Origin of the sequence: Mesorhizobium sp. B1-1-6, assembly GCF_006443035.1 — a bacterium.
Classification (GTDB): domain Bacteria; phylum Pseudomonadota; class Alphaproteobacteria; order Rhizobiales; family Rhizobiaceae; genus Mesorhizobium.
In genome coordinates this window covers 348386-368171 of sequence record NZ_VFWR01000004.1, presented here as the reverse complement: position 1 = coordinate 368171, position 19786 = coordinate 348386, and the positions used below count along the sequence as shown (strand labels likewise).

The 19786-nt window shown below is 63.5% G+C and carries 14 protein-coding genes; 7 read left to right on the top strand and 7 right to left on the bottom strand.

The features are described 5' to 3' along the window. Positions 1 to 89: 89 nt before the first annotated feature. On the top strand, positions 90 to 1550 hold the full coding sequence (locus FJ979_RS10905) for an AMP nucleosidase (protein ID WP_224519193.1): 1461 nt from the start codon (positions 90 to 92) through the stop codon (positions 1548 to 1550). A gap of 159 nt (positions 1551 to 1709) precedes the next feature. Next, positions 1710 to 2720, top strand: a complete 1011-nt coding sequence (locus FJ979_RS10900) for an endonuclease/exonuclease/phosphatase family protein (RefSeq protein ID WP_224680932.1) — start codon at positions 1710 to 1712, stop codon at positions 2718 to 2720. 13 nt (positions 2721 to 2733) lie between these two features. Here FJ979_RS10900 and FJ979_RS10895 read toward each other — a convergent pair whose 3' ends face one another. Both FJ979_RS10895 and FJ979_RS10890 read right to left on the bottom strand, forming a co-directional pair. Then, positions 2734 to 3327 (bottom strand): DUF922 domain-containing protein, encoded by a 594-nt coding sequence (locus FJ979_RS10895; protein WP_140580869.1) that lies wholly within the window; start codon positions 3325 to 3327, stop codon positions 2734 to 2736. A 139-nt stretch (positions 3328 to 3466) separates the two neighbouring features. Continuing rightward, positions 3467 to 5146 (bottom strand): electron transfer flavoprotein-ubiquinone oxidoreductase, encoded by a 1680-nt coding sequence (locus FJ979_RS10890; protein ID WP_140580867.1) that lies wholly within the window; start codon positions 5144 to 5146, stop codon positions 3467 to 3469. Positions 5147 to 5366: 220 nt separating this feature from the next. Here FJ979_RS10890 and FJ979_RS10885 point away from each other — a divergent pair, with 220 nt between their 5' ends. The 3 genes from FJ979_RS10885 to FJ979_RS10875 all read left to right on the top strand — a co-directional run bounded on the left by FJ979_RS10885 (position 5367) and on the right by FJ979_RS10875 (position 7845). After that, positions 5367 to 6011: a hypothetical protein gene (locus FJ979_RS10885; protein ID WP_140517982.1), complete on the top strand. Its 645-nt coding sequence runs from the start codon at positions 5367 to 5369 to the stop codon at positions 6009 to 6011. A gap of 109 nt (positions 6012 to 6120) precedes the next feature. Continuing rightward, complete coding sequence (locus FJ979_RS10880; RefSeq protein ID WP_140520708.1) at positions 6121 to 6993, top strand: uracil-DNA glycosylase; 873 nt, start codon at positions 6121 to 6123, stop codon at positions 6991 to 6993. A 48-nt stretch (positions 6994 to 7041) separates the two neighbouring features. After that, positions 7042 to 7845, top strand: a complete 804-nt coding sequence (locus FJ979_RS10875; protein WP_140559443.1) for a helix-turn-helix transcriptional regulator — start codon at positions 7042 to 7044, stop codon at positions 7843 to 7845. A gap of 9 nt (positions 7846 to 7854) precedes the next feature. Here the strand turns inward: FJ979_RS10875 and FJ979_RS10870 are convergent, their stop codons facing one another. Next, positions 7855 to 8757, bottom strand: coding sequence for a DMT family transporter (locus FJ979_RS10870; RefSeq protein ID WP_224617863.1), 903 nt, complete (start codon positions 8755 to 8757; stop codon positions 7855 to 7857). Positions 8758 to 9039: 282 nt separating this feature from the next. On the opposite strand from FJ979_RS10870, the gene pepN reads away from it, so the two are divergent. Then, the gene (pepN, locus tag FJ979_RS10865) at positions 9040 to 11685 is read left to right on the top strand and encodes an aminopeptidase N (protein ID WP_140580866.1); all 2646 of its coding nucleotides are present in this window, start codon (positions 9040 to 9042) and stop codon (positions 11683 to 11685) included. Between the two features lie 101 nt (positions 11686 to 11786). Here pepN and FJ979_RS10860 read toward each other — a convergent pair whose 3' ends face one another. Further along, the gene (locus FJ979_RS10860; RefSeq protein ID WP_140580864.1) at positions 11787 to 12200 is read right to left on the bottom strand and encodes a hypothetical protein; all 414 of its coding nucleotides are present in this window, start codon (positions 12198 to 12200) and stop codon (positions 11787 to 11789) included. A gap of 243 nt (positions 12201 to 12443) precedes the next feature. Between FJ979_RS10860 and FJ979_RS10855 the strand changes: the two genes are divergently transcribed. Then, positions 12444 to 14768 carry a PAS domain-containing sensor histidine kinase gene (locus FJ979_RS10855; protein WP_140567695.1) on the top strand — a complete coding sequence of 775 codons (2325 nt, stop codon included), beginning with the start codon at positions 12444 to 12446 and terminating at the stop codon, positions 14766 to 14768. Between the two features lie 44 nt (positions 14769 to 14812). Here FJ979_RS10855 and FJ979_RS10850 read toward each other — a convergent pair whose 3' ends face one another. From FJ979_RS10850 to FJ979_RS10840, 3 genes are read right to left on the bottom strand one after another with little or no spacing between them, the layout of a single operon-like run. Then, positions 14813 to 15292 (bottom strand): hypothetical protein, encoded by a 480-nt coding sequence (locus tag FJ979_RS10850; RefSeq protein WP_140580862.1) that lies wholly within the window; start codon positions 15290 to 15292, stop codon positions 14813 to 14815. Positions 15293 to 15343: 51 nt separating this feature from the next. After that, a complete protein-coding gene (locus FJ979_RS10845; protein WP_140580861.1) occupies positions 15344 to 18304 on the bottom strand; it encodes a bifunctional [glutamine synthetase] adenylyltransferase/[glutamine synthetase]-adenylyl-L-tyrosine phosphorylase in 2961 nt (986 codons plus the stop codon). After that, entirely contained in the window at positions 18304 to 19779 is a 1476-nt protein-coding gene (locus tag FJ979_RS10840; protein ID WP_140580859.1) for a HAMP domain-containing sensor histidine kinase, read from the bottom strand. The genes FJ979_RS10845 and FJ979_RS10840 overlap by 1 nt, the downstream gene beginning before the upstream one ends. Between the last annotated feature and the right edge of the window lie 7 nt (positions 19780 to 19786).

Here is a 19786-nt window from a genome sequence, read left to right as displayed (position 1 = left end):
ATCGGGACACCCCTCCCAACCGCCTTTCCAAATCTCTATATTGAGCCATGGAAAAGCGAATCTATCCCCAAGCCATCGAATCTGTCGTCATGCCCGAGCCTTTTGGCCGGCAAAGCTTCGACACCGCAGAAAAGGCCGTCGCGGCGTTGCAAGCCCTTTATGACCGCAACACCAAGTTCCTGCGCGACTCCTTCGCGGCGCTTGCCGCCGGCGGCGACAGCAGCAAGCGCTACCGCGCCTTCTACCCGGAGATCGGCGTCACGACCAACTCGTTCACCCAGATCGATTCGCGCCAAGCCTATGGCCACATGCCGACGCCGGGGCATTTTTCCACCACCATCACCCAGCCGAGCCTGTTCGAAAGCTATCTGGTCGAGCAATTGCGTCTGATCATGCGCAACCACGGGGTCGCGGTCACGGTCTCGGAATCGACAACGCCGATCCCGCTGCATTTCGCCTTTCTCGAAGGCACCCATGTCGACGGAACCGCGGCCGAGCGTATCCAGCGGCCTATCCGAGACCTGTTCGACGTGCCAGATCTCGACGGTACAGACGACCAGATCGCCAACGGCACGTTCGAAGTGGCGTTCGGAGAACCAAGGCCGCTGGCGCCCTTCACCGCGCAGCGGATCGACTATTCGCTCCACCGCCTGTCGCACTATACCGCGACCACGCCGCAGCATTTCCAGAATTTCGTGCTGTTCACCAACTATCAGTTCTATATCGACGAGTTCGTGGCGCGCGCCCGTGACCTGATGGAGGATGGCGGCGGCGGATATGCCGAATTCATCGAACCGGGCAACGTGGTCACCAAAGCCGGGCAGAGCGCCCCGAGCGAAGGGGTGGCGCCGCAGCGCCTGCCGCAGATGCCGGCCTACCACTTGAAGAAGCCGAACCATGGCGGGATCACCATGGTCAATATCGGTGTCGGACCCTCCAACGCCAAGACGATCACCGATCATATCGCTGTGCTAAGGCCTCATGCTTGGGTGATGCTCGGCCACTGCGCGGGCCTGCGCAATACGCAGGCGCTGGGCGATTATGTGCTGGCGCATGCCTATGTGCGCGAGGATCACGTGCTGGACGACGACCTGCCAGTCTGGGTGCCGATCCCGCCGCTGGCCGAAATCCAGGTGGCATTGCAGGAAGCGGTGGCCGAAGTCACCGGCCTGTCGGGGTACGATCTCAAGCGCATCATGCGCACCGGCACTGTCGCCACCATTGACAACCGCAACTGGGAACTGCGCGACCAGCGCGGACCGGTGCAGCGGCTTTCGCAGTCGAGGGCGATCGCACTTGACATGGAATCGGCAACGATCGCGGCCAATGGCTTCCGCTTCCGCGTGCCTTACGGCACGCTCTTGTGTGTCTCCGACAAGCCGCTGCATGGCGAACTGAAGCTGCCCGGCATGGCGACCGAATTCTACAAGCGGCAGGTGGCGCAGCACCTCACCATCGGCATCAGGGCGATGGAAAAGCTTTCGGAAATGCCGATGGAGCGGCTGCATTCGCGCAAGCTCAGAAGTTTTTCGGAAACGGCCTTCCAGTAGCCGATCTGCGCGCCGCCAGAGCCATTCGCCGTCTTGCCGGCGATTCGCCATCTTGCCGGCAATTCGCTATCTTGATTGAGCCGCATTTTTGCCGATAACCGGGCGGGGACCATCGCAGGCAACTCATGCAGATCTGATCCGATGAAACGCAGTCGAGACATGGCGGCTTCACTGGTATTCATCGTGATGATGACGCTCTCGGTCGCGCTGGTGGCCGGCTTCTTAGGCGCGTTGCACCCGGCGCTCGATTCCTTTTCGCATTTCCGCATTCACCTCGCCGTGCTGATGGCGCTTTGCGCGCTGCCGCTGCTGGCGACATCGTTTCGCCTGCAAGCGGCCGCGGCCCTGGTTTTTGCCGTGGCCGCTCTTGCCACCGCTTCGACCGCCTTGCCCCGGCCGTGGCCGGTTCAGGCGGTCGCCAAACCCACCGACCAGGTAGTCTACAGCCTGCTGCAGATGAATCTGCGCTACGACAACCCGACGCCGAAAAAAGTGCTGTCACTGATCGGCCGGACCAATCCCGACGTCATCACCCTGGACGAGGTGTCGGCGATGTGGGCGACGGAGCTTGGCTACATCGCCAGCGCCTATCCATACCGGATCCTCTGTCCCTATCCCAACGGCGTATTCGGCGTCGCGCTGCTCTCGCGGCGGCCCTTTCTCGCCGGCACCGCGCCACATTGCGAGCGCCGGGGCGCAATGGCCGTTGCGACCATCGATTTCGGCGGCAGGAGCGCCGACGTCGCCGCCATCCATCTCAGCTGGCCGTGGCCGCGGGAACAGTATTGGCAGATCGGCGAACTCTCGGAGCAGCTTTCATCGCTCGGCCAAACCGCCATCATGGCCGGCGATTGCAACGCGGTGCCATGGAGCGCCGCGGTGCGGCGCGTCGCCGCTCTCGGCGGACTGACGGTCATGCCGTCGGCCGGGTCGACCTGGATTCACCGGAAGCTGCCCGACTTCCTGCGCCGCTATGCAGGCCTCCCGATCGACCAGGCGTTCAGCAAGGGCGGCGTGACCATTCTGTCGTCAACGCGACTGGAAGATACCGGCTCCGACCATCTTCCCGTACTCGTGGAGTTCTCGCTTCGCCCCGACGACAGGCTGCCCCATGACGAGCATGAGAGCGCGCTCGCGGCGAGCGACCTTGAAAACAATCCGCGCGGTTGATGCTTCGGCATTCTCAGGGTTTGGTCAACGCTTCGACAAGGTGCTCGACAGGCCCGCCGCCGCGATGCTCGCGCGCATCGAAAGCGTTCTGCCTGGCTTCGTATTCGACATAGATGGCCTTGATCCGGCGCCGCGCCTCGAGATGCGTGCCGGTGCAGAACCAGTTGTCCGGGCGCCGCAGGCCGGCAAGCGCGGCCTCGGTGGCCCGCATCATACGCCTCGCGATACCGCCATGCGTCTGCTCGTGCTTGCGAACGCCGATCATGAAACGGTCCCAACGTTCGCGCAGGACAGGGCTTGCCGACGAGAGCCGCGGGAAAGTGTAGGTCAGGTTGAGCGTCCCGTTGGCCTGCCGCAGATGGCAGGCACCATCCTTCCGGACAATATCGAGATCCCAATGCACGGCGTAACCGGTTTCGGCGATGGCGCGCGTCATATAGCCGTGCTTGGGTCCCAGCCGGTCCATCGCCTCGACAAGGGCGGCTCCGGTATTTCCAGCGACATCGTAGGTGCGGATGTGAACGGTGAGCTTTGTGCCCGCCGACGCGGCTGATGCGCAAAGCAGCATGAAGACCATGGCGAGCATCGTGGGGCTGGTCAGGCGCATGTCCGCCTCCTTTGTCGGAGCCGAGCAGACCACACTCGGCGGAAGGCTTCAACGGGCTTGATCGAGGCAGGCGGTCGACGGCGACAGACAAGTCCGCCGCTGCTCGCATGTTCTTCGTGACGGCTTGGCCCGGCACGGCTCACATGTTCTGATAGACCGGGCCTTCGCCACCTTGCGGCGGCACCCAGTCGATATTCTGGTTCGGATCCTTGATGTCGCAGGTCTTGCAGTGGACGCAGTTCTGCGCGTTGATGACGAAGCGCACGTCCTTGGCCGCCGGATCGGCAGCGGCATTGCCGTCCTTGTCGACCCATTCGTAGACGCCTGCAGGGCAGTAGCGCGTCGAAGGTCCGGCAAAGACGTCATGCTCGGAACGCTTCTGCAGCTCCATGTCCGCCACCAGCAGATGCACCGGCTCGTTTTCCTCGTGGTTGGTGTTGGACAGGAACACCGAGGACAAGCGGTCGAAGGTCAGCACGCCATCGGCCTTGGGATAGTTTATTTTCTTGTGCTTCGCGGCGGGCTCTAGCGTGGCGTAGTCGGCCTTGCCATGCTTCAGCGTGCCGAAGGGCGAGAAGCCGAACAAAGTGTTCAGCCACATGTCCAGGCCGCCGATTGCGACGCCGGCGATGGTGCCGAAGCGCGACCACAGCGGCTTGAGGTTGCGCACCTTCTTCAGATCCTTGCCGATGTCTGTCGCCCGCCACGCGGCTTCGTAAGCGGAGAGCTCGTCATTGGCGCGGCCGGCGGCGATTGCCTCGGCGACATGCTCGGCCGCCAGCATTCCCGACAACACGGCATTGTGCGAGCCCTTGATGCGCGGGACGTTTACGAGCCCGGCGGCGCAGCCCATCAACGCGCCACCCGGGAAGCACAGTTTCGGCACCGACTGCCAACCGCCTTCGGTAATCGCGCGCGCGCCATAGCCCAACCGCCTGGCGCCCTCGAAAGTACCGCTGATCGCCGGGTGGGTCTTGAAGCGCTGGAACTCCTCGAACGGCGACAGCCAGGGGTTCTTGTAATTGAGGTGGACGACGAAGCCCACCGCCACCTGATTGTCGTCCAGATGATAGAGGAAAGAGCCGCCGCCGGTCTTGAGATCGAGCGGCCAGCCGAAGGAGTGCTGGACGAGACCCGGCCTGTGCTTCTCCGGCTTGACCTGCCACAGTTCCTTGAGGCCGATGCCGTATTTGCCCGGCTCGCGGCCCTCGGAAAGCCTGAACCTGGCGATCAACTGCTTGGCGAGCGAGCCGCGCGCGCCCTCTCCGATCAGCACATATTTGCCCATCAGCGCCATGCCCGGCGCGAAACCCGGGCCGTGTGTGCCATCCTTTTCGACGCCCATGTCGCCGGTGACAACACCGGTGACGGCGCCTTCCTCGTTATAGAGCAGGCCGGCCGCGGCGAACCCCGGATAGATTTCCACGCCGAGCGCCTCGGCCTTGGCGGCCAGCCAGCGGCAGACATTGCCAAGCGAGACGATGTAGTTGCCGTGATTGTTCATCAGAGGCGGCATCATCATGTTGGGCAGGCGGAAAGAGCCGGCGGGGCCAAGCACCAGGAAATGGTCCGCCGTGACCGGCGTTTTGAATGGATGGTCTTGTTCGTCGCGCCAGCCCGGCAGCAACCGGTCGATGCCGATTGGATCGACGACGGCTCCTGACAAGATGTGGGCGCCAACCTCACCGCCCTTTTCCAGCACGACCACGGAAAGCTCGGGATTGACTTGCTTCAGGCGGATGGCGGCGGCGAGGCCGGCCGGGCCCGCACCGACGATCACCACGTCGAATTCCATGCTTTCGCGTTCGATATCGCTCATCAACCCCTCCGCACTGGCTTGTCGCTATTGCGCGTATCTTGCTGGCTCATGCGCTGCATAGCGCATCAAGTCGCGACAGGAAACCGGCGCGTCTGTGACAACGCGGATTTGGCCAAAAAGTCGCGCATCGTGCCGAAGGACACCCGTTTTGCGCCGGCCTGCCCGCAACGCGTACGTTTTTAATTGTTCGACGGCTTGCTTATCGGCCATACTTCGCACCATGCGCATTCCTGGGCCAGCCGGCTTCTCATCAACGCGCTTCCCATCGACGCCCGGCAGGGCCTGCCGGGCGTTCCTTTCGGCCCTCCCCCTGCTGGCGCCGGTCCATGCCTTTGCAGACGAGGTGAAGGTCTGGGCCACCGGTGCCTACTCCTTCTCCGACGAGCTTGGCGGGTTCGAAATCACCGGCGCTTCCGGCACCGGCACCAAGGACGATCCGCTCGTCATCACCGAAGAGCTGAATTCAGCGACGCCGGTGACGTTGACCATCCGTGCAACCAAGCCGATCCAGGCGTTCGGCAAGGCGGGCGAGTTCGCCAACGGCATCATGTATTTGCGCTTGGACGTGCTCAACAACAGCGGCCAGGCCTGGATCGAATTCCAGTTCGAGCTTCAGGAGGTCCTGAATCAGCCGAGCGTCTTCGGCGACGGGCTTTCGTTCGACCAGCGCAACAAGACGCCTGACAATATCTGGTCGAGCAATTTTGCCGATTTCGACCGCGATTTTGAACCGTATGACCGTCTGCTGTTCAAGAACGGCAAGGTCGACCCGCTAAAGACCGCCAGGTTCGAATTCCTGATCACCGACTATACGCCGCGCTGGACCTTTTATCTGGTGCAGGACCCGCGCATACCGACGGGTTAGGTTGCGGTGAGCGTATGACGCTGCCACAGACAGGCCGTCATTGCCCGGTTGTGCCAATGTCCCCAATCACCAACTTGCAATATGCGACCAGTCGAACGATGGTGGCGCCATGACTGCCGCTTCCCCAAACAGCCGACCTGATATCGCCGAGCTGCTCGCCTTCTATGCCAGCGCGGGCGTCGACGAGGCGTTGGAGGACGCGCCGGTGAACCGCTTCGCGGAAGCCGCGCCCAAGCCGGCGGAGCGGATGCCGGCTGCCGCGCCGAGCGATAGCAGAGCACCGGAGCGGCCCGCCCAACCGCGTCTCGATGCGAGCGCCGTGCCTAACGCTCCGCCGGCGCGCCCGCCCATTTCGGCGGTACCCGACGAGGCGCAGGCGGCGCTGGCGCGTGAATTGGCCTCGGCTGCCTCGACGCTGGACGAGCTTCGCCAGCACATGTCGACTTTTGACGGCTGCAACCTGAAGTTCACCGCCAAGAACCTGGTCTTTGCCGACGGCAACCCGGATGCATCGGTGATGCTGGTCGGCGAGGCGCCCGGCCGTGACGAGGATATAGAAGGCCTGCCCTTCGTCGGCCGCTCCGGCCGGCTGCTCGACCGCATGTTGGCCGCGATCGGGCTAGACCGGACATCCGTCTACATCGCCAATGTCATCCCCTGGCGGCCGCCGGGAAACCGCACGCCGACGCCGCACGAAACCGAGATCTGCCGGCCGTTCATCGAAAGGCAGATCGAACTGGTCAAGCCGAAGGTGCTGGTCAATCTCGGCGGGCCCTCGGCCAAAACCCTTCTGAATACGAGCGAAGGCATCTTGCGGCTGCGCGGCAACTGGCGCGCCCACACGACAGCGTCCGGCGTCGTTATTCCGGCGATGCCGACGCTGCACCCGGCCTATCTACTGAGGACGCCGGCGCACAAGAAGCTGGCTTGGCGGGATTTTCTCGAGGTGAAGGCGAAGCTAAGAGCGCTCACCTCTCCATGACCTCGCGGGTAATTGAAATGCGCCTGCCGTCGCCCTAACCATGCCCTCATGATATCTCCTCAAACCTCCGCCGGCAGCCTCATCCGTGAATGGCGCACGCGACGCCGGATGAGCCAGCTCGACCTCGCCACGGAAGCCGATATCTCGCAGCGGCATCTGAGCTTCGTCGAGAGCGGGCGGGCCGCGCCGTCGCGCGACATGGTGCTACACCTGGCCGAGCAGCTTTCGATCCCGCTTCGCCAGCGCAACCAGCTCTTGCTGGCGGCGGGCTTTGCGCCGAGCTTCAGCGAAAGGCCGCTGACCGACATTTCGCTGGCACCGGCCATGGCGGCGGTCGAGACGGTGCTTCGAGGGCACGAGCCGTTCCCGGCGCTCGCGGTGGACCGGCACTGGAACCTCGTTTCGGCAAACGCTGCCATTGGGCCGTTCCTGGCCGACGTTTCCGAGCCCTCGCTGCTCAAGCCGCCAGTCAACGTGCTGCGGCTCAGCCTGCACCCTGGAGGTGTCGCGCCGCGCATCGTCAATCTCGCGGAGTGGCGGGCGCACCTGCTGGAACGCCTGAAGCACCAGAACGACGCGTCAGGCGATCCGGTGCTGATCGAACTGGAGCGTGAGTTGCGCGGTTATCCCTCCGGCCTGAAGAGTGGGCGGCCGGCGCGGGTCGAGCCGAGCGGCATCGTGCATCCGCTGCGGCTTGCCCATGGGGATCAGGTGCTGTCGTTCATCAGCACCATCACCGTGTTCGGCACGCCGCTGGACGTGACGCTGTCGGAGCTGGCGATCGAGTCCTTCTTTCCGGCCGACGAGCAGACGCGGACGGCGCTGGTAAGATTGGCGAAAGAGCGGGCCTAACGGTGCTGATCACCCCTGCGGCGGGGCGGCCTTGCGCGTGCGGGTGCGTTCCAGGCCGAGTTGACGTTCGCGCCAGATGATGAAGATGCCGGCGGCAACGACGATCAGACCGCCGGTCAGCGTGTTCAGCGTGGCGACATCGCCGAAGACGAGATAGCCGACCAAGACGCCGAGGATCATCGAGGTGTATTCGAACGGCGCCACCACCGATGCCTCGGCATGGCGGTAAGCCGAGGTCATCAGGATCTGGCCAAGGCCGCCGCAGAAGCCGGCGGCGACAAGAAGGACCGCCTGCCCCGGCGTCAGCGCCTGCCACCCAAACGGCAGCGACAGCAGCGCCATGACGCTCGCGGTGACCGAAAACCAAAGCACGATCGTGGCGGTGCGCTCGCTTTGCACGAGATTGCGCACGAGCAGCATGGCGACGGCCGAAATCGCCGCCGCTATCAATGCGGCGATGACGCCGAGCACCTCCTGGTCGTCGAGCGCCTCGCCGGAACTCAGGAGCGTCAGCTCCGGCCAGGAGATGATCAGCACACCGACGAGGCCGACGGCGACCGCGCTCCAGCGATAGACACGAATGGCTTCGCCGAGGAAAATCGAGCTGAACACCACCACCAACAGTGGCTGGGCGTAATTCAGCGTGATTGCTTCCGGCAGCGGCAACCGCGTCAGCGCGAAGAAGCCGAGCCCCATGGCGCAGACGCCGACGACGCCGCGCGCGATGTGGTTGAACGGACGGCTTGTACTGAAAGCCGTGCCGAGATTTCCCTTGAAAGCCAGAAAGGCAATGATCGGAAAGATAGCGAAGAAGGAGCGGAAGAAGACGATCTGTCCCGCCGGCACAGTGCCCGCCGCCTTGATGCAGGTCGACATGCCGACGAAGACCGCCACCGAGACGATCTTCAGCATAATGCCAGTGAGCGTGTTGTGCCCTACGGTATTGTCACTGTTGTCGCGGCCTGCTGTCACGCTCCCGCCGCTTCCCGCGTGGTTGCCCAGGTGCGCGCCGGCGTTGCCGGGCTCTCGATATGCCTGACGTCGTAGACGGCGGCCATGACTGCCTCGCGATGCTGGAAAGGAGGGTCTGAATAGACCTTGTCGCAGTTTTGTCGAGGCGCCGGTTCGTGTAAAGAGCGCGGACTTCAAATTTTTGGACGGGCAGGACAGGCCCGGAAAGACAGGAACCACGGAATGCGCACCGACACTGGCCAGGTCTTCAAACTCGAAGACTATCGCCCCAGCGACTATCTCATTCCGGAAACGAACCTTGAATTCCGTCTTTCGCCAGGCGCGACGATCGTCACGGCAATTTTGACCGTCGAGCGCCGGGATGGCGTCGCGGCCTCTACGCCGCTTGTGCTGGATGGCGACGGGCTGACGCTCAGGCGCGTCGAGATCGACGGCAGGAAAGCCAAGCCGACGGATTTTGCCGTGACGCCCGACCGACTGACCATCCTCAGGCCCCCGGCGGCGCGTCGCTTTCGGCTGTCGATCGAGACCGAGCTGGCGCCGTCGGGCAATGAAGCGCTGATGGGCCTCTACCGCTCAAGCAACGTCTATTGCACGCAATGCGAAGCAGAGGGCTTCCGCCGCATCACCTATTTCCTCGACCGCCCCGACATCCTTTCCGTCTACACCGTGCGGATCGAAGCCCGCCGCGACGAGGCGCCGCTGCTTCTGTCCAACGGAAACCGGGTCGACAAGGGCGATCTCGGCGATGGCTGGCACTATGCCATTTGGCACGATCCCTTCCCCAAGCCATCGTATCTGTTCGCGCTGGTCGCCGGCAATCTCGGCCGGGTCGCCGACAGTTTCGTCACCATGTCCGGCCGCACGGTCGAGCTCGGCATCTATGTCGAGCCCGGCAAGGAGAAGCTCGCCGGCTACGCCATGGATGCCTTGAAGCGATCGATGCAATGGGACGAGGAGGCATTCGGCCGCGAATACGACCTCGATGTCTTCAACATCGTCGCCGTGTCCGACTTCAACATGGGGGCGATGGAGAACAAAGGCCTCAACGTCTTCAACGACAAATATGTGCTGGCCGACCGGGAGACCGCGACGGACGCCGATTTCGCCAATATCGAGGCGATCATCGCGCATGAGTATTTCCACAATTGGACAGGCAACAGAATCACTTGCCGCGACTGGTTCCAGCTTTGCCTGAAGGAAGGGCTGACCGTTTATCGCGACCACGAATTCTCCGCCGACCAACGTTCGCGTGCGGTCAAGCGCATCGCCGAGGTACGCACGCTGCGCGCGCATCAATTCCCCGAGGACCAGGGGCCGCTGGCGCATCCGGTCAGGCCGCGCCGCTATCGCGAGATCAATAATTTCTACACGGCGACCGTCTACGAAAAAGGCTCGGAGGTGGTGCGCATGATCCGTACCATCCTCGGGCCTGATAGCTTTCGCGCCGGCATGGACCTCTATTTCGAGCGGCACGACGGCACGGCGGCGACGATCGAGGATTTCCTGACAGTGTTCGAGGAGGTGTCCGGCCGCGACTTGTCGCAATTCGCGCTCTGGTACCATCAGGCCGGCACCCCTAACCTGGCGGTGAGCTCGACCTATAACCGGGCGGAGCGGGAATTCACTCTGGAAATCGAGCAATCGGTGCCGCCGACCCCGTCGGAAAGCCGCAAACGACTGATGCACATACCGCTCGCCTTCGGTCTGATTGGCGCCGGCGGCGAGCCGGTCGCCTATGACGCTGTCGACGGCGCCAGCGTCGAGGACGGCATCATCCACATCCGCAAGCGCCGGCATGTGGTGCGCTTCTCAGGCGTCGCCGAGCGTCCGGCGATTTCGCTGAACCGCGGCTTCTCGGCGCCGATAACGCTTGCCGTCGAGCAGAAGACCGACGACCAGTTCTTCCTTGCCGGCCACGACAGCGACAGCTTCTCGCGCTGGCAGACCTTCAACACGCTGCTTACGGATGCATTGATCTTGGCCTTCCGCCAGATTCTCGACGGCGCCGAGCCTGGCTTCACCGCGCGGCTGACCGAGCTTGCCGGCAGGATCGCGAGCGACGAGACGCTGGAGCCGGCCTACCGGGCGCTGGCGCTTTCGCTTCCGGGCGAGACCGACATAGCGCGCGACATCGGCAAAAACATCGAACCCAACGCCATCTTCGCTGCGCGCGAGGCGCTGGCGCTGGCAATCGCCAGGGCTAACCGCGACGCGTTCGCCGGCCTCTACGAGCGGCTTGCCGACGCCGGCCCGTTCAGCCCGGATGCAGCTTCCGCCGGACGGCGGGCGCTGCGCAACGTCATGCTCGATTATCTCTCGCTGCTGTCAGATGGCGCCGGGCTTGCGGCGGAGCACTTCCGGTCGGCCACCAATATGACTGACCGCGCGGCGGCACTGACCGTGCTCGCGCACCGCCACCATGGTTCGCCGGAGGCAAACAAGGCACTGGCGGCTTTCGAAGCGACATATGCGTCCGACCCGCTTGTGATGGACAAATGGTTCCAGATTCAGGCCAGCGTACCCGGTCCGCAGGCGGTGGAGACGGTTCGCGCCCTGACCACGCATCCGGCCTTCTCGATGGCCAATCCGAACCGGGTGCGCTCGTTGATCGGCACATTCTCCAGTGCCAACCAGACCGGATTCCACCGCGCCGACGGCGAAGGCTACCGATTCTTCACGCAGACCGTGCTCGAGGTCGAAAAACGCAATCCGCAGGTGGCGGCAAGGTTGGCAACGGCGCTCCGGTCGTGGCGTTCGCTCGAACCTGGCCGGCAGGCCAAGGCCAGGGAAGCGCTGCTTTCGATTGCCAATGCCGAAAACCTGTCGGCGGATTTAAGCGATATCGTGGAGCGTACGCTGGCGTGAGCCAGACCCAAGCGGCCACCATGGTGGTCGGCGGCAATGCCAAGGCAACGCCACCGGCCCGTCAGGCTGTGCTTCTGCTGCTCGAACGGATTCCCGCCTCCCTACGCGGGTATCAACATGGCGATGCGATGCACGCCGATCTCGGCGCTCGTATTCGTCGCCTCGTCGGTCTTGCCCTTGGCGCAAGTGTATATGTCGCCTTCCTTGAGCTTGAACTCCTTGTCGGCCTTCTTGATCGTGAATTCGCCCGCAGTGATGGTGCATACCATGTCGTTGTCCATCACCATCGCCGGCGCATGTGTGCCGGGCTGAAACACGACATCGACGATTGAGATGCTTTTGTAGGCAGGAATGTCTGAGTTTCCCGTGCCTACCTCCACCACTCTGATGCCGGGCGCAATCTCCTTGCCCTCCTTCGGGCCGTATGTCCTCGTTTTTACCGACGCCGCCAGGGCGAACAAAGGCGTTACCGCTGCCGCTGACACGCCGAGAGCAATTGCAGATCTGCGATTCATGCTTTCCTCCCAATGTGCAATCCCGCACGGAATATGCGTGATTTCTAATATTATTCCCTTTCCACGGTAATCGCCATCGCATGCCTTTGCTCGGTTGGCGGAAAAGCCGCTATTTTAGTCGATTTTTAATCTTTTTTCGCCGGACCACTGGACAAGGCGAATCACCTTTGATTCTTTAATGGCGATTCGGAAGTGCGGCGTTTGCCGGATCATCAAGCATAGGCAAATCGGGGAGTGCCATTTATGGCGAAGGCGGACGCGTGGGGCGCGCCCGGAGGGATAGCTTTTGCGCGTCGCGAGACGCCGCGAGGCGACGGCCTTGCCGGGAATACGCGGCTCATCGCCGAACCGGCCTACAAGCGGCTTCTGGCGGCGGAGCCATTGCTGCGCCGATCGATACCGGCTCTCATCGTCATCTTCCTGATCGCGATCGCGGCGCTGCGCGTCCTGTCGCTGATGAACGAACGCGACGATATCGAGCGCAACGCCAAGGCGATCCTGATGCTGGCGTCCGGTCAACTGGCGAGTTCGCTGGCCACCACGTCCGACACCGCGCCGGGCGCCATCCAGGACCTGTTGGAAACGACCAGCCGCCAGGGCGCGATGAGCCGCGGCCACGTTCTTGTCATCACCGACAGCGCCTTCAAGATCACCGCGGTGACGCCGCGCTCGATGTCCTGGCAAGGCCGTTCGCTGGATAGCCTCGCCCAGGGCGGCCAGCCTCTGTTCATGTTCGGCGACCGCGCCGGAGTGATGGAGGTCGATATTGGCGGGCAGGACTGGTATGCAGCGGTCAGCCTGACGAACGGTCGCAAAGGCGCGGCAGCGGCGCTGGTGCCGCAGGACGCGGTTTTCGACGCCTGGCGCAAGACAGTCTCGCTGAATGTGACGCTGTTCGTACTGACGGCCGGCGTGCTGATCATCATCCTCTATGCCTATTTCGGCCAGGCGGCGCGCGCGCAGGCGGCCGACCGCATCTATCTCGAAGCGCATCAACGCATCGACATGGCGCTGGTACGCGGCCGCTGCGGCTTGTGGGACTGGGACATGGTGCGCGGCAAGATGTATTGGTCGCGCTCGATGTACGACATGCTGGGCTACGAGCCATGCGACACGATGCTGTCCTTCGGCGAGGTCGACGAGATCATCCATCCCAATGATGGCGACTTGTTCCAGCTCGCCAACAAGATCGTCGCGCGCGAGATCGATCATATCGATCAGGTGTTCCGGATGCGGCATGCCGACGGGCAGTGGGTATGGATGCGCGCAAGGGCGCAGGTCATGGATCCGGAAGCACCCGAAATCCAGTTGATCGGCATCGCCGTCGACGTCACCGAGCAGCGTCACCTGGCGCTTCGTTCCGAGGCAGCCGATTTGCGCCTGAGGACGGCGATCGAGAACATCAACGAGTCCTTCGTGCTGTGGGATGCCGCCGAGCGGCTGATCATGTGCAATTCCAAATACCAGAAGGACAATGGCCTTTCGGACCGTGACGTGATGCCAGGCGCCGTGCGCGCCACGTTGGAAGAGCGCATGCTCGCTTTCGCTTCCGATCGGCGGCTTGCCAACAGCAATGGACCGCAGGGCGGCGCGACGTTCGAACGGCAGCTGGCCGACGGCCGCTGGTTGCAGGTCAACGAACTCAGAACCCGCGACGGCGGCATTGTCTCGGTCGGATCCGACATCACCCAGATCAAGCTGCATCAAGAAAAGCTGGTCGACAGCGAGCGCCGGCTGATGGCGACCATACACGATCTCAGCCTCGCCCGCCGGGCCGAAGAGGAGCGCGCGCGCGAACTGGTCGAGCTCAACCGCAAATACATGAAGGAAACCGAGCGCGCCGAAGCGGCGAACCGGGCCAAGTCCGAATTCCTGGCCAACATGTCGCATGAACTGCGCACGCCCTTGAACGCCATCATCGGCTTCTCCGAGCTGATGGAACAGGGGCTGTTCGGCCCGCTGGGATCGGAGCGCTACGAGGAATACGCCACCGACATCAACAGCAGTGGCAAATATCTCCTGGGCGTCATCAACGACATTCTCGACATGTCGAAAATCGAGGCCGGCCAATTCTCGCTCGACCGCGAAGAGATCGATCTCGGCCCGCTGATCAGCGAGACGGTCAGGGTCGTCTCGCTGCAGGCCGCACAGAAGGCGATCACCGTGGAGACCCGCATCGCCGACGCGCTGACGCTGTTTGCCGACCGCCGAGCGATCAAGCAGATCGTCATAAACCTTTTGTCCAACGCAGTGAAATTCACCGGCCAAGGCGGCCACATATCGGTCAGGGCCCGCAATACCTCAGGGGCGCTGGTGCTGACGATCGAGGATAATGGCTGCGGCATCCCGAAGGAGGCGCTCGGCAAGCTCGGACGGCCCTTCGAACAGGTGCAGAACCAGTTCTCCAAGAGCCATGCCGGGTCCGGCCTCGGCCTCGCCATCTCGCGCTCTTTGGCCGAACTGCAAGGCGGTGCCCTGAAAATCCGCTCAACCGAAGGTGTCGGCACGATCGTGTCGGTGCGCATTCCGGTGAAGAAGGCGACGCCCGTGGTCAAGGTCGCGGCTTAAGCAACGGGCTCCGGCGATGTCGCCGAAGCCCGTGCCGGAAGGCGTTATTGCATGCTGCCGTCGTCGCCTTCGTCATCCCACTGACGGTGTAAGCCAAAGCGGCCGCCCTTTGGCAGTTCGCCCTTCTTGATCTTTCCGTCGTTGTTCTTGTCGAGCAGGGCAAAGAGCTTCTTGTCGCGACTGGCGATGTCGTCCGTCTTCAGCGTACCGTCGCCCTTGTTGTCGTAACGCGCGATGATGCGCCTGGCCATGTGCTCGAAGCGGGCCTTTTCCAGCGCTGCGGTGAGCTGCTCCACCGTGAGCTTGCCACCATTGTCGGCGACCAGCTTCTTCAACCGCGAATCCATGACGCTTGAGAACTGGTCGAAGCTGATGGTGCCGTCATTGTCCTTCATCGCCTTGTTGAGGCGCATCATCGTGCGCTCACGCATGTTTGCGCTGTCGATGTTCTCGGCATAGGCCGCAGTGCCGACGGCTCCTGCCAACGCGATGAAGGCGAACGCGAGCTTGGTTGTCTTTCTCATGGTCTTCTCCTGTTGCATCGTCACCCCCGATGCGATCCGCACGGCCGTTGATCACGGCCGCCCGGCACGAAGCAGAAGGTTGAAATCCTTCCTGACCTTCCGCGACGTCTCCTTGAGATGTGCTTCCAGCACACCGAAATCCGGCAAGTCGGTGACCGCCAGAAGCAGATCCGAAAGCCCCGGCGGCACATCGTCCCGCTCGAACTGGCCGGTGAGGCAAAGCCTGATCATCTGGGTCAGCGCCAGATAGAGGCGGTAGGCCTCGCTAAGCTCCTCCCTGACATCGGCGGCTGCGAATTGTGGCGCAAGGCGCGACAATACCTCCGCGGTTGCCGTGACCCTGCGGCCGGACTCGACATTGCCCGTGACGACGGCCACCTGGGCGATGAATTCGAGATCGATCAGGCCGCCGGCAATGAGTTTGATGTCCCAGAGGTCGCGCGGCGGCTTTTCCTTTTCGATCATGGCGCGCATGTCGGACGCTTCCGCTTTCACCTTTGCTGCGTCGCGCAATTGCCCGAGCACCGCCGCAACGTCGGCTTCGACCTCGGCACAGAGCCTGGCATCTCCGGCAATGGCGCGCGCCCGCGACAGCGCCATGTGCTCCCAGGTCCAGGCCTCCTGGCGCTGGTATTTCTTGAAGGCGTCGACGTGGGTGGCCACTGGCCCCTTGTTGCCGGACGGCCGCAGCCGCAGGTCGAGTTCATAGAGCACGCCTTCCGCGGTCGGCGCGGAAACGGCCGAGATGAGGCGCTGCGTCATCCTGGTGTAGTAATGCGAGGGCGCCAGCGGTTTTTCACCGTCGGATTCCTCGGCGTCCGCATCGTGATCGTAGAGCAGGATGAGGTCGACATCCGACCCCGCCGTCAATTCACGGCTGCCGAGCTTACCCATGCCGAGCAGCGAAACCACGCCGCCGGCGATTGTACCATGGCGCGCCTCGAATTCGGCCATAACCGCGCGCAACGCGGCCTCAATGGTGAGGTCGGCCAGGTCAGAAAAGGCGCGGCCTGCGCGGGCCGGATCGATCGAGCCGGCGAGCAGCCGCACGCCGATCAGGAATTTCTGCTCGGAGGCAAAGATGCGCAAACGATCGAGAACGTCCTCATAGGCGCGGTCGCCTTCGAGGAAAGCGGTAAGCCGTGCCGATAGATAGCCACGATCCGGCAATTCGGTGAGAAGAGCGGGATCGAGCAGGCCATCGAACACATGTGGCCGGCGCGTGATGATCGCGGCCAGTCGTGGCGCGGCGCCCATGATCGTCGCCATAAGCTTCAGCAACGCCGGATTGGACTGGAGCAGCGAGAAGAGCTGGATGCCTGCAGGCAGGCCGGCGAGGAACTCGTCGAAACGGATCAACGCCTCATCGGCCCGACGCGTCTGGCCGAAAGCCTTGAGCAGCGCCGGCGTCAGTTCCGTCAGTCGCTCGCGCGCCTCAGCCGACTGGGTGACGCGGTAGCGACCGAAATGCCAGCCACGGATCACGCGGCAGATGTCGCTCGTTCGCTGGAAGCCGAGACCGTGCAACGTCTGCAGCGTATCGGGGTCGTCGACGTCGCCGGTGAAGACCAGATTGCCGATGCCTGCCGAAAGCTCCGGCGCGGTTTCGAACAGCGCCGCGTAGTGACGTTCGACCTGCTGCAGCGAGGCGCGGAAGCCCAGGGAAAAAGCAGCCGCATCGGCAAAGCCCAGCATGCGCGCGATTCGCTCCAGCCCTTCATCATCCTCCGGCAGGGTGTGCGCCTGCTCGTCGGCCACCATCTGGATGGCATGCTCGACCCGGCGCAGGAACCAATATTGCCGGGCCAGTGCGTCGCGTGCCTCGGCGGTGATCCAGCCGCGCGCGGCCAGTTGGCCGAGCATCGGCACGGTCTCGCGGCCTCGCAGTTCCGGGAAGCGGCCGCCGGCGATGAGCTGCTGCGTCTGGACGAAGAACTCGATCTCGCGGATGCCGCCGCGCCCGAGCTTGACGTTGTGGCCCTTGACCGCGATTTCGCCATGCCCCTTGTGGGCGTGGATCTGGCGTTTGATCGAGTGGACGTCGGCGATCGCGGCATAGTCCATGTATTTGCGCCAGATGTAAGGTTGGAGCTCCTTGAGGAAAGCGGTGCCGGCGTCCAGATCGCCGGCCACAGGACGCGCCTTGATCATGGCAGCGCGCTCCCAGTTCTGGCCGCGCGCCTCGTAGTAGCGCAGCGCCGCCTCGACCGGGATCGCCAGCGGGGTCGAACCGGGATCGGGACGCAGCCTGAGGTCGGTGCGGAAGACATAACCATGTTCGGTGCGGTCCTGCAGGATGCGCACCAGACGGCGCGTCAGCCGCGAAAACAGCTCCGTCGCATCGAGCGGATCGACGACGGCCGACGCTTCCGGGTCGAAGAAGACCACGAGGTCGATATCGGAGGAAAAATTGAGCTCATGCGCGCCAAGCTTGCCCATGCCGAGCAGGATCCAGCCCGACCGGTTCGAGGGATTGGCGGGATCCGGCAACTTCAGCTTGCCCTGGCCATGCGCGTCGCGCAGCAGAAAATCGACGGCGGCGCGCGTGCACGCATCGGCAAGGTCGCTCAACCGCCGCACCGTAAGCGAGGTCTCGGCCTCGGCGGCCAGATCGGCCAGCGCGATCAGGAAATGCGCATCGGCCTTCCATTGCCGCAGTTCCATCATCAATCTGGATTCGGAGATCGTCTCGGAGAACGATGCCCGGTCGATCGCCACGATGATCGCCTTCAGCCGGGCCTCGACCGGCTGGTCGAAAAGCCCATCCAATATCTGCGGCCGGCGACGCGCCATGTCACGCAGGAACGGCGACAGGTCGAAGACAGCGGCCAGGAAGTCCTGCGCCTCACCCGTTCCAGCCAGGAATTTCGCCAGCCGTGTCAATCCTTCTTCGCGTGCCAAGGTGGCGATCTCGGCCAGCTCCTGCCGGGCCCGGCTGTCGTCCAGAGGAGCAAGCCTTGCCGCGGGCTTCAACAGCCAGTCCTTCGCCGTCCGCTTTGCAGCCGCCGCCATCAATGATCCTCCCGCGCGGGAAAACTCATGACCACGGATAATCCGGGATTACCAGGCAACAGATCAAGCCGGCCATAGTGGAATGTCATGACCGCCTTTGCGAGGCTGAGGCCAAGCCCGGAACCTGGCTGGGAACGGCTCTTCTCGAGCCGCACGAACCGTTCGGTCGCCCGGGCGCGATCGGCATCGTCCGGAATGCCCTGGCCATTGTCGGCGACGACAAGCCTGATTTCGCCATGCGTGCGTTCGAGCGTCACGCGGACAGTCGGCTTGGAGGTGGAATCGGTCGAGTACTTGATCGCATTGTCGACGATGTTAGACAGCGCCTGGCCGATCAGCTCGCGGTTGCCGTCGACAAGGAATGCGCCATTGACCGCGGCTTCGAGCGAAACGCCAGCCTCTTCCGCCACCGGCTCGTAGAGTTCGACGACATCGCGCACGGCTGCGGCCAGATCGACGCGACTGGTGCTTTCGGAGGAATAACCCGCCTCCAGCCGGGAGATCATCAGGATGGCGTTGAAGGTCTTAATGAGCTGGTCGGACTCGGCGATGGTGCCTTCCAGCGCCTGGCGGTAGTTCGACGTCTTGTGCTTGCCCGAAAGCGTCGCCTCGGCGCGGTTGCGCAGCCGGGTCAGCGGCGTCTTCAGATCATGCGCGATGTTGTCGGAAACCTGCTTCAGCCCCTCGTTGAGCATGGCGATCCTGGCCAGCATGGCATTGAGGTTCTCGGAAAGCCGGTCGAATTCGTCACCGGCGCCGGTCACCGGCAGCCGGCCCGAAAGATCGCCGCCCATGATGCGGCGGCTGGCTTCCGAAACGCCATCGATGCGCTTCAGCGCGGCGCGGCCGACGAAAAACCAGATCAACAGCCCGCCCAGCCCCATCATGCCGAGCGCCAGCATCAGGGAGCGGCGGATGACGGCGCGGAACCGCTCAGGTTCGCCCAGATCGCGGCCGACCAGCATGATCATCTGGTTCGGCAGGCGCAGCACCAGGGCGATCGCATTGTGGCCCTTCTCGCCTTCGGATCGGACCGCCGTATCGCCGGCTTGGGGCGTGGTCTGATCGGAGGGTGTGCTGCGCTGCCGGTCGAGCTCGCCTTCGCCGAAACGACGGTAGGAGAACGGCTCGGTCGTCCAGCCTTCGGTTTCGATCACCCCCGGCTCCAGGCTCTGGACATTGCCGGTCAGGATCTGGCCGTTGGCGTCGGCGATCAAATAGAGATTGGCGCCGGGCTGGCGCGAGCGCTGCTCCACCACGCGCACCAGGACAGGCAGGCCGCCGCGCTGGTAGGCGCGGGCAAGGCCGAGCACTTCGTCGTTGATGGTCTCCTGCGTCTGCGCGGTCAGCATGCGCGCTGAAAGCGAGGTCATGTAGAGGACAAGCAGTACGGCGCAGAGCGCGAAGAGCAGGAGATAGAGCGCCGAGAGCCGCGCAGCCGTCGTCTTCATGATGGCAGGCACGGAAAGGGCCATGCCGTCG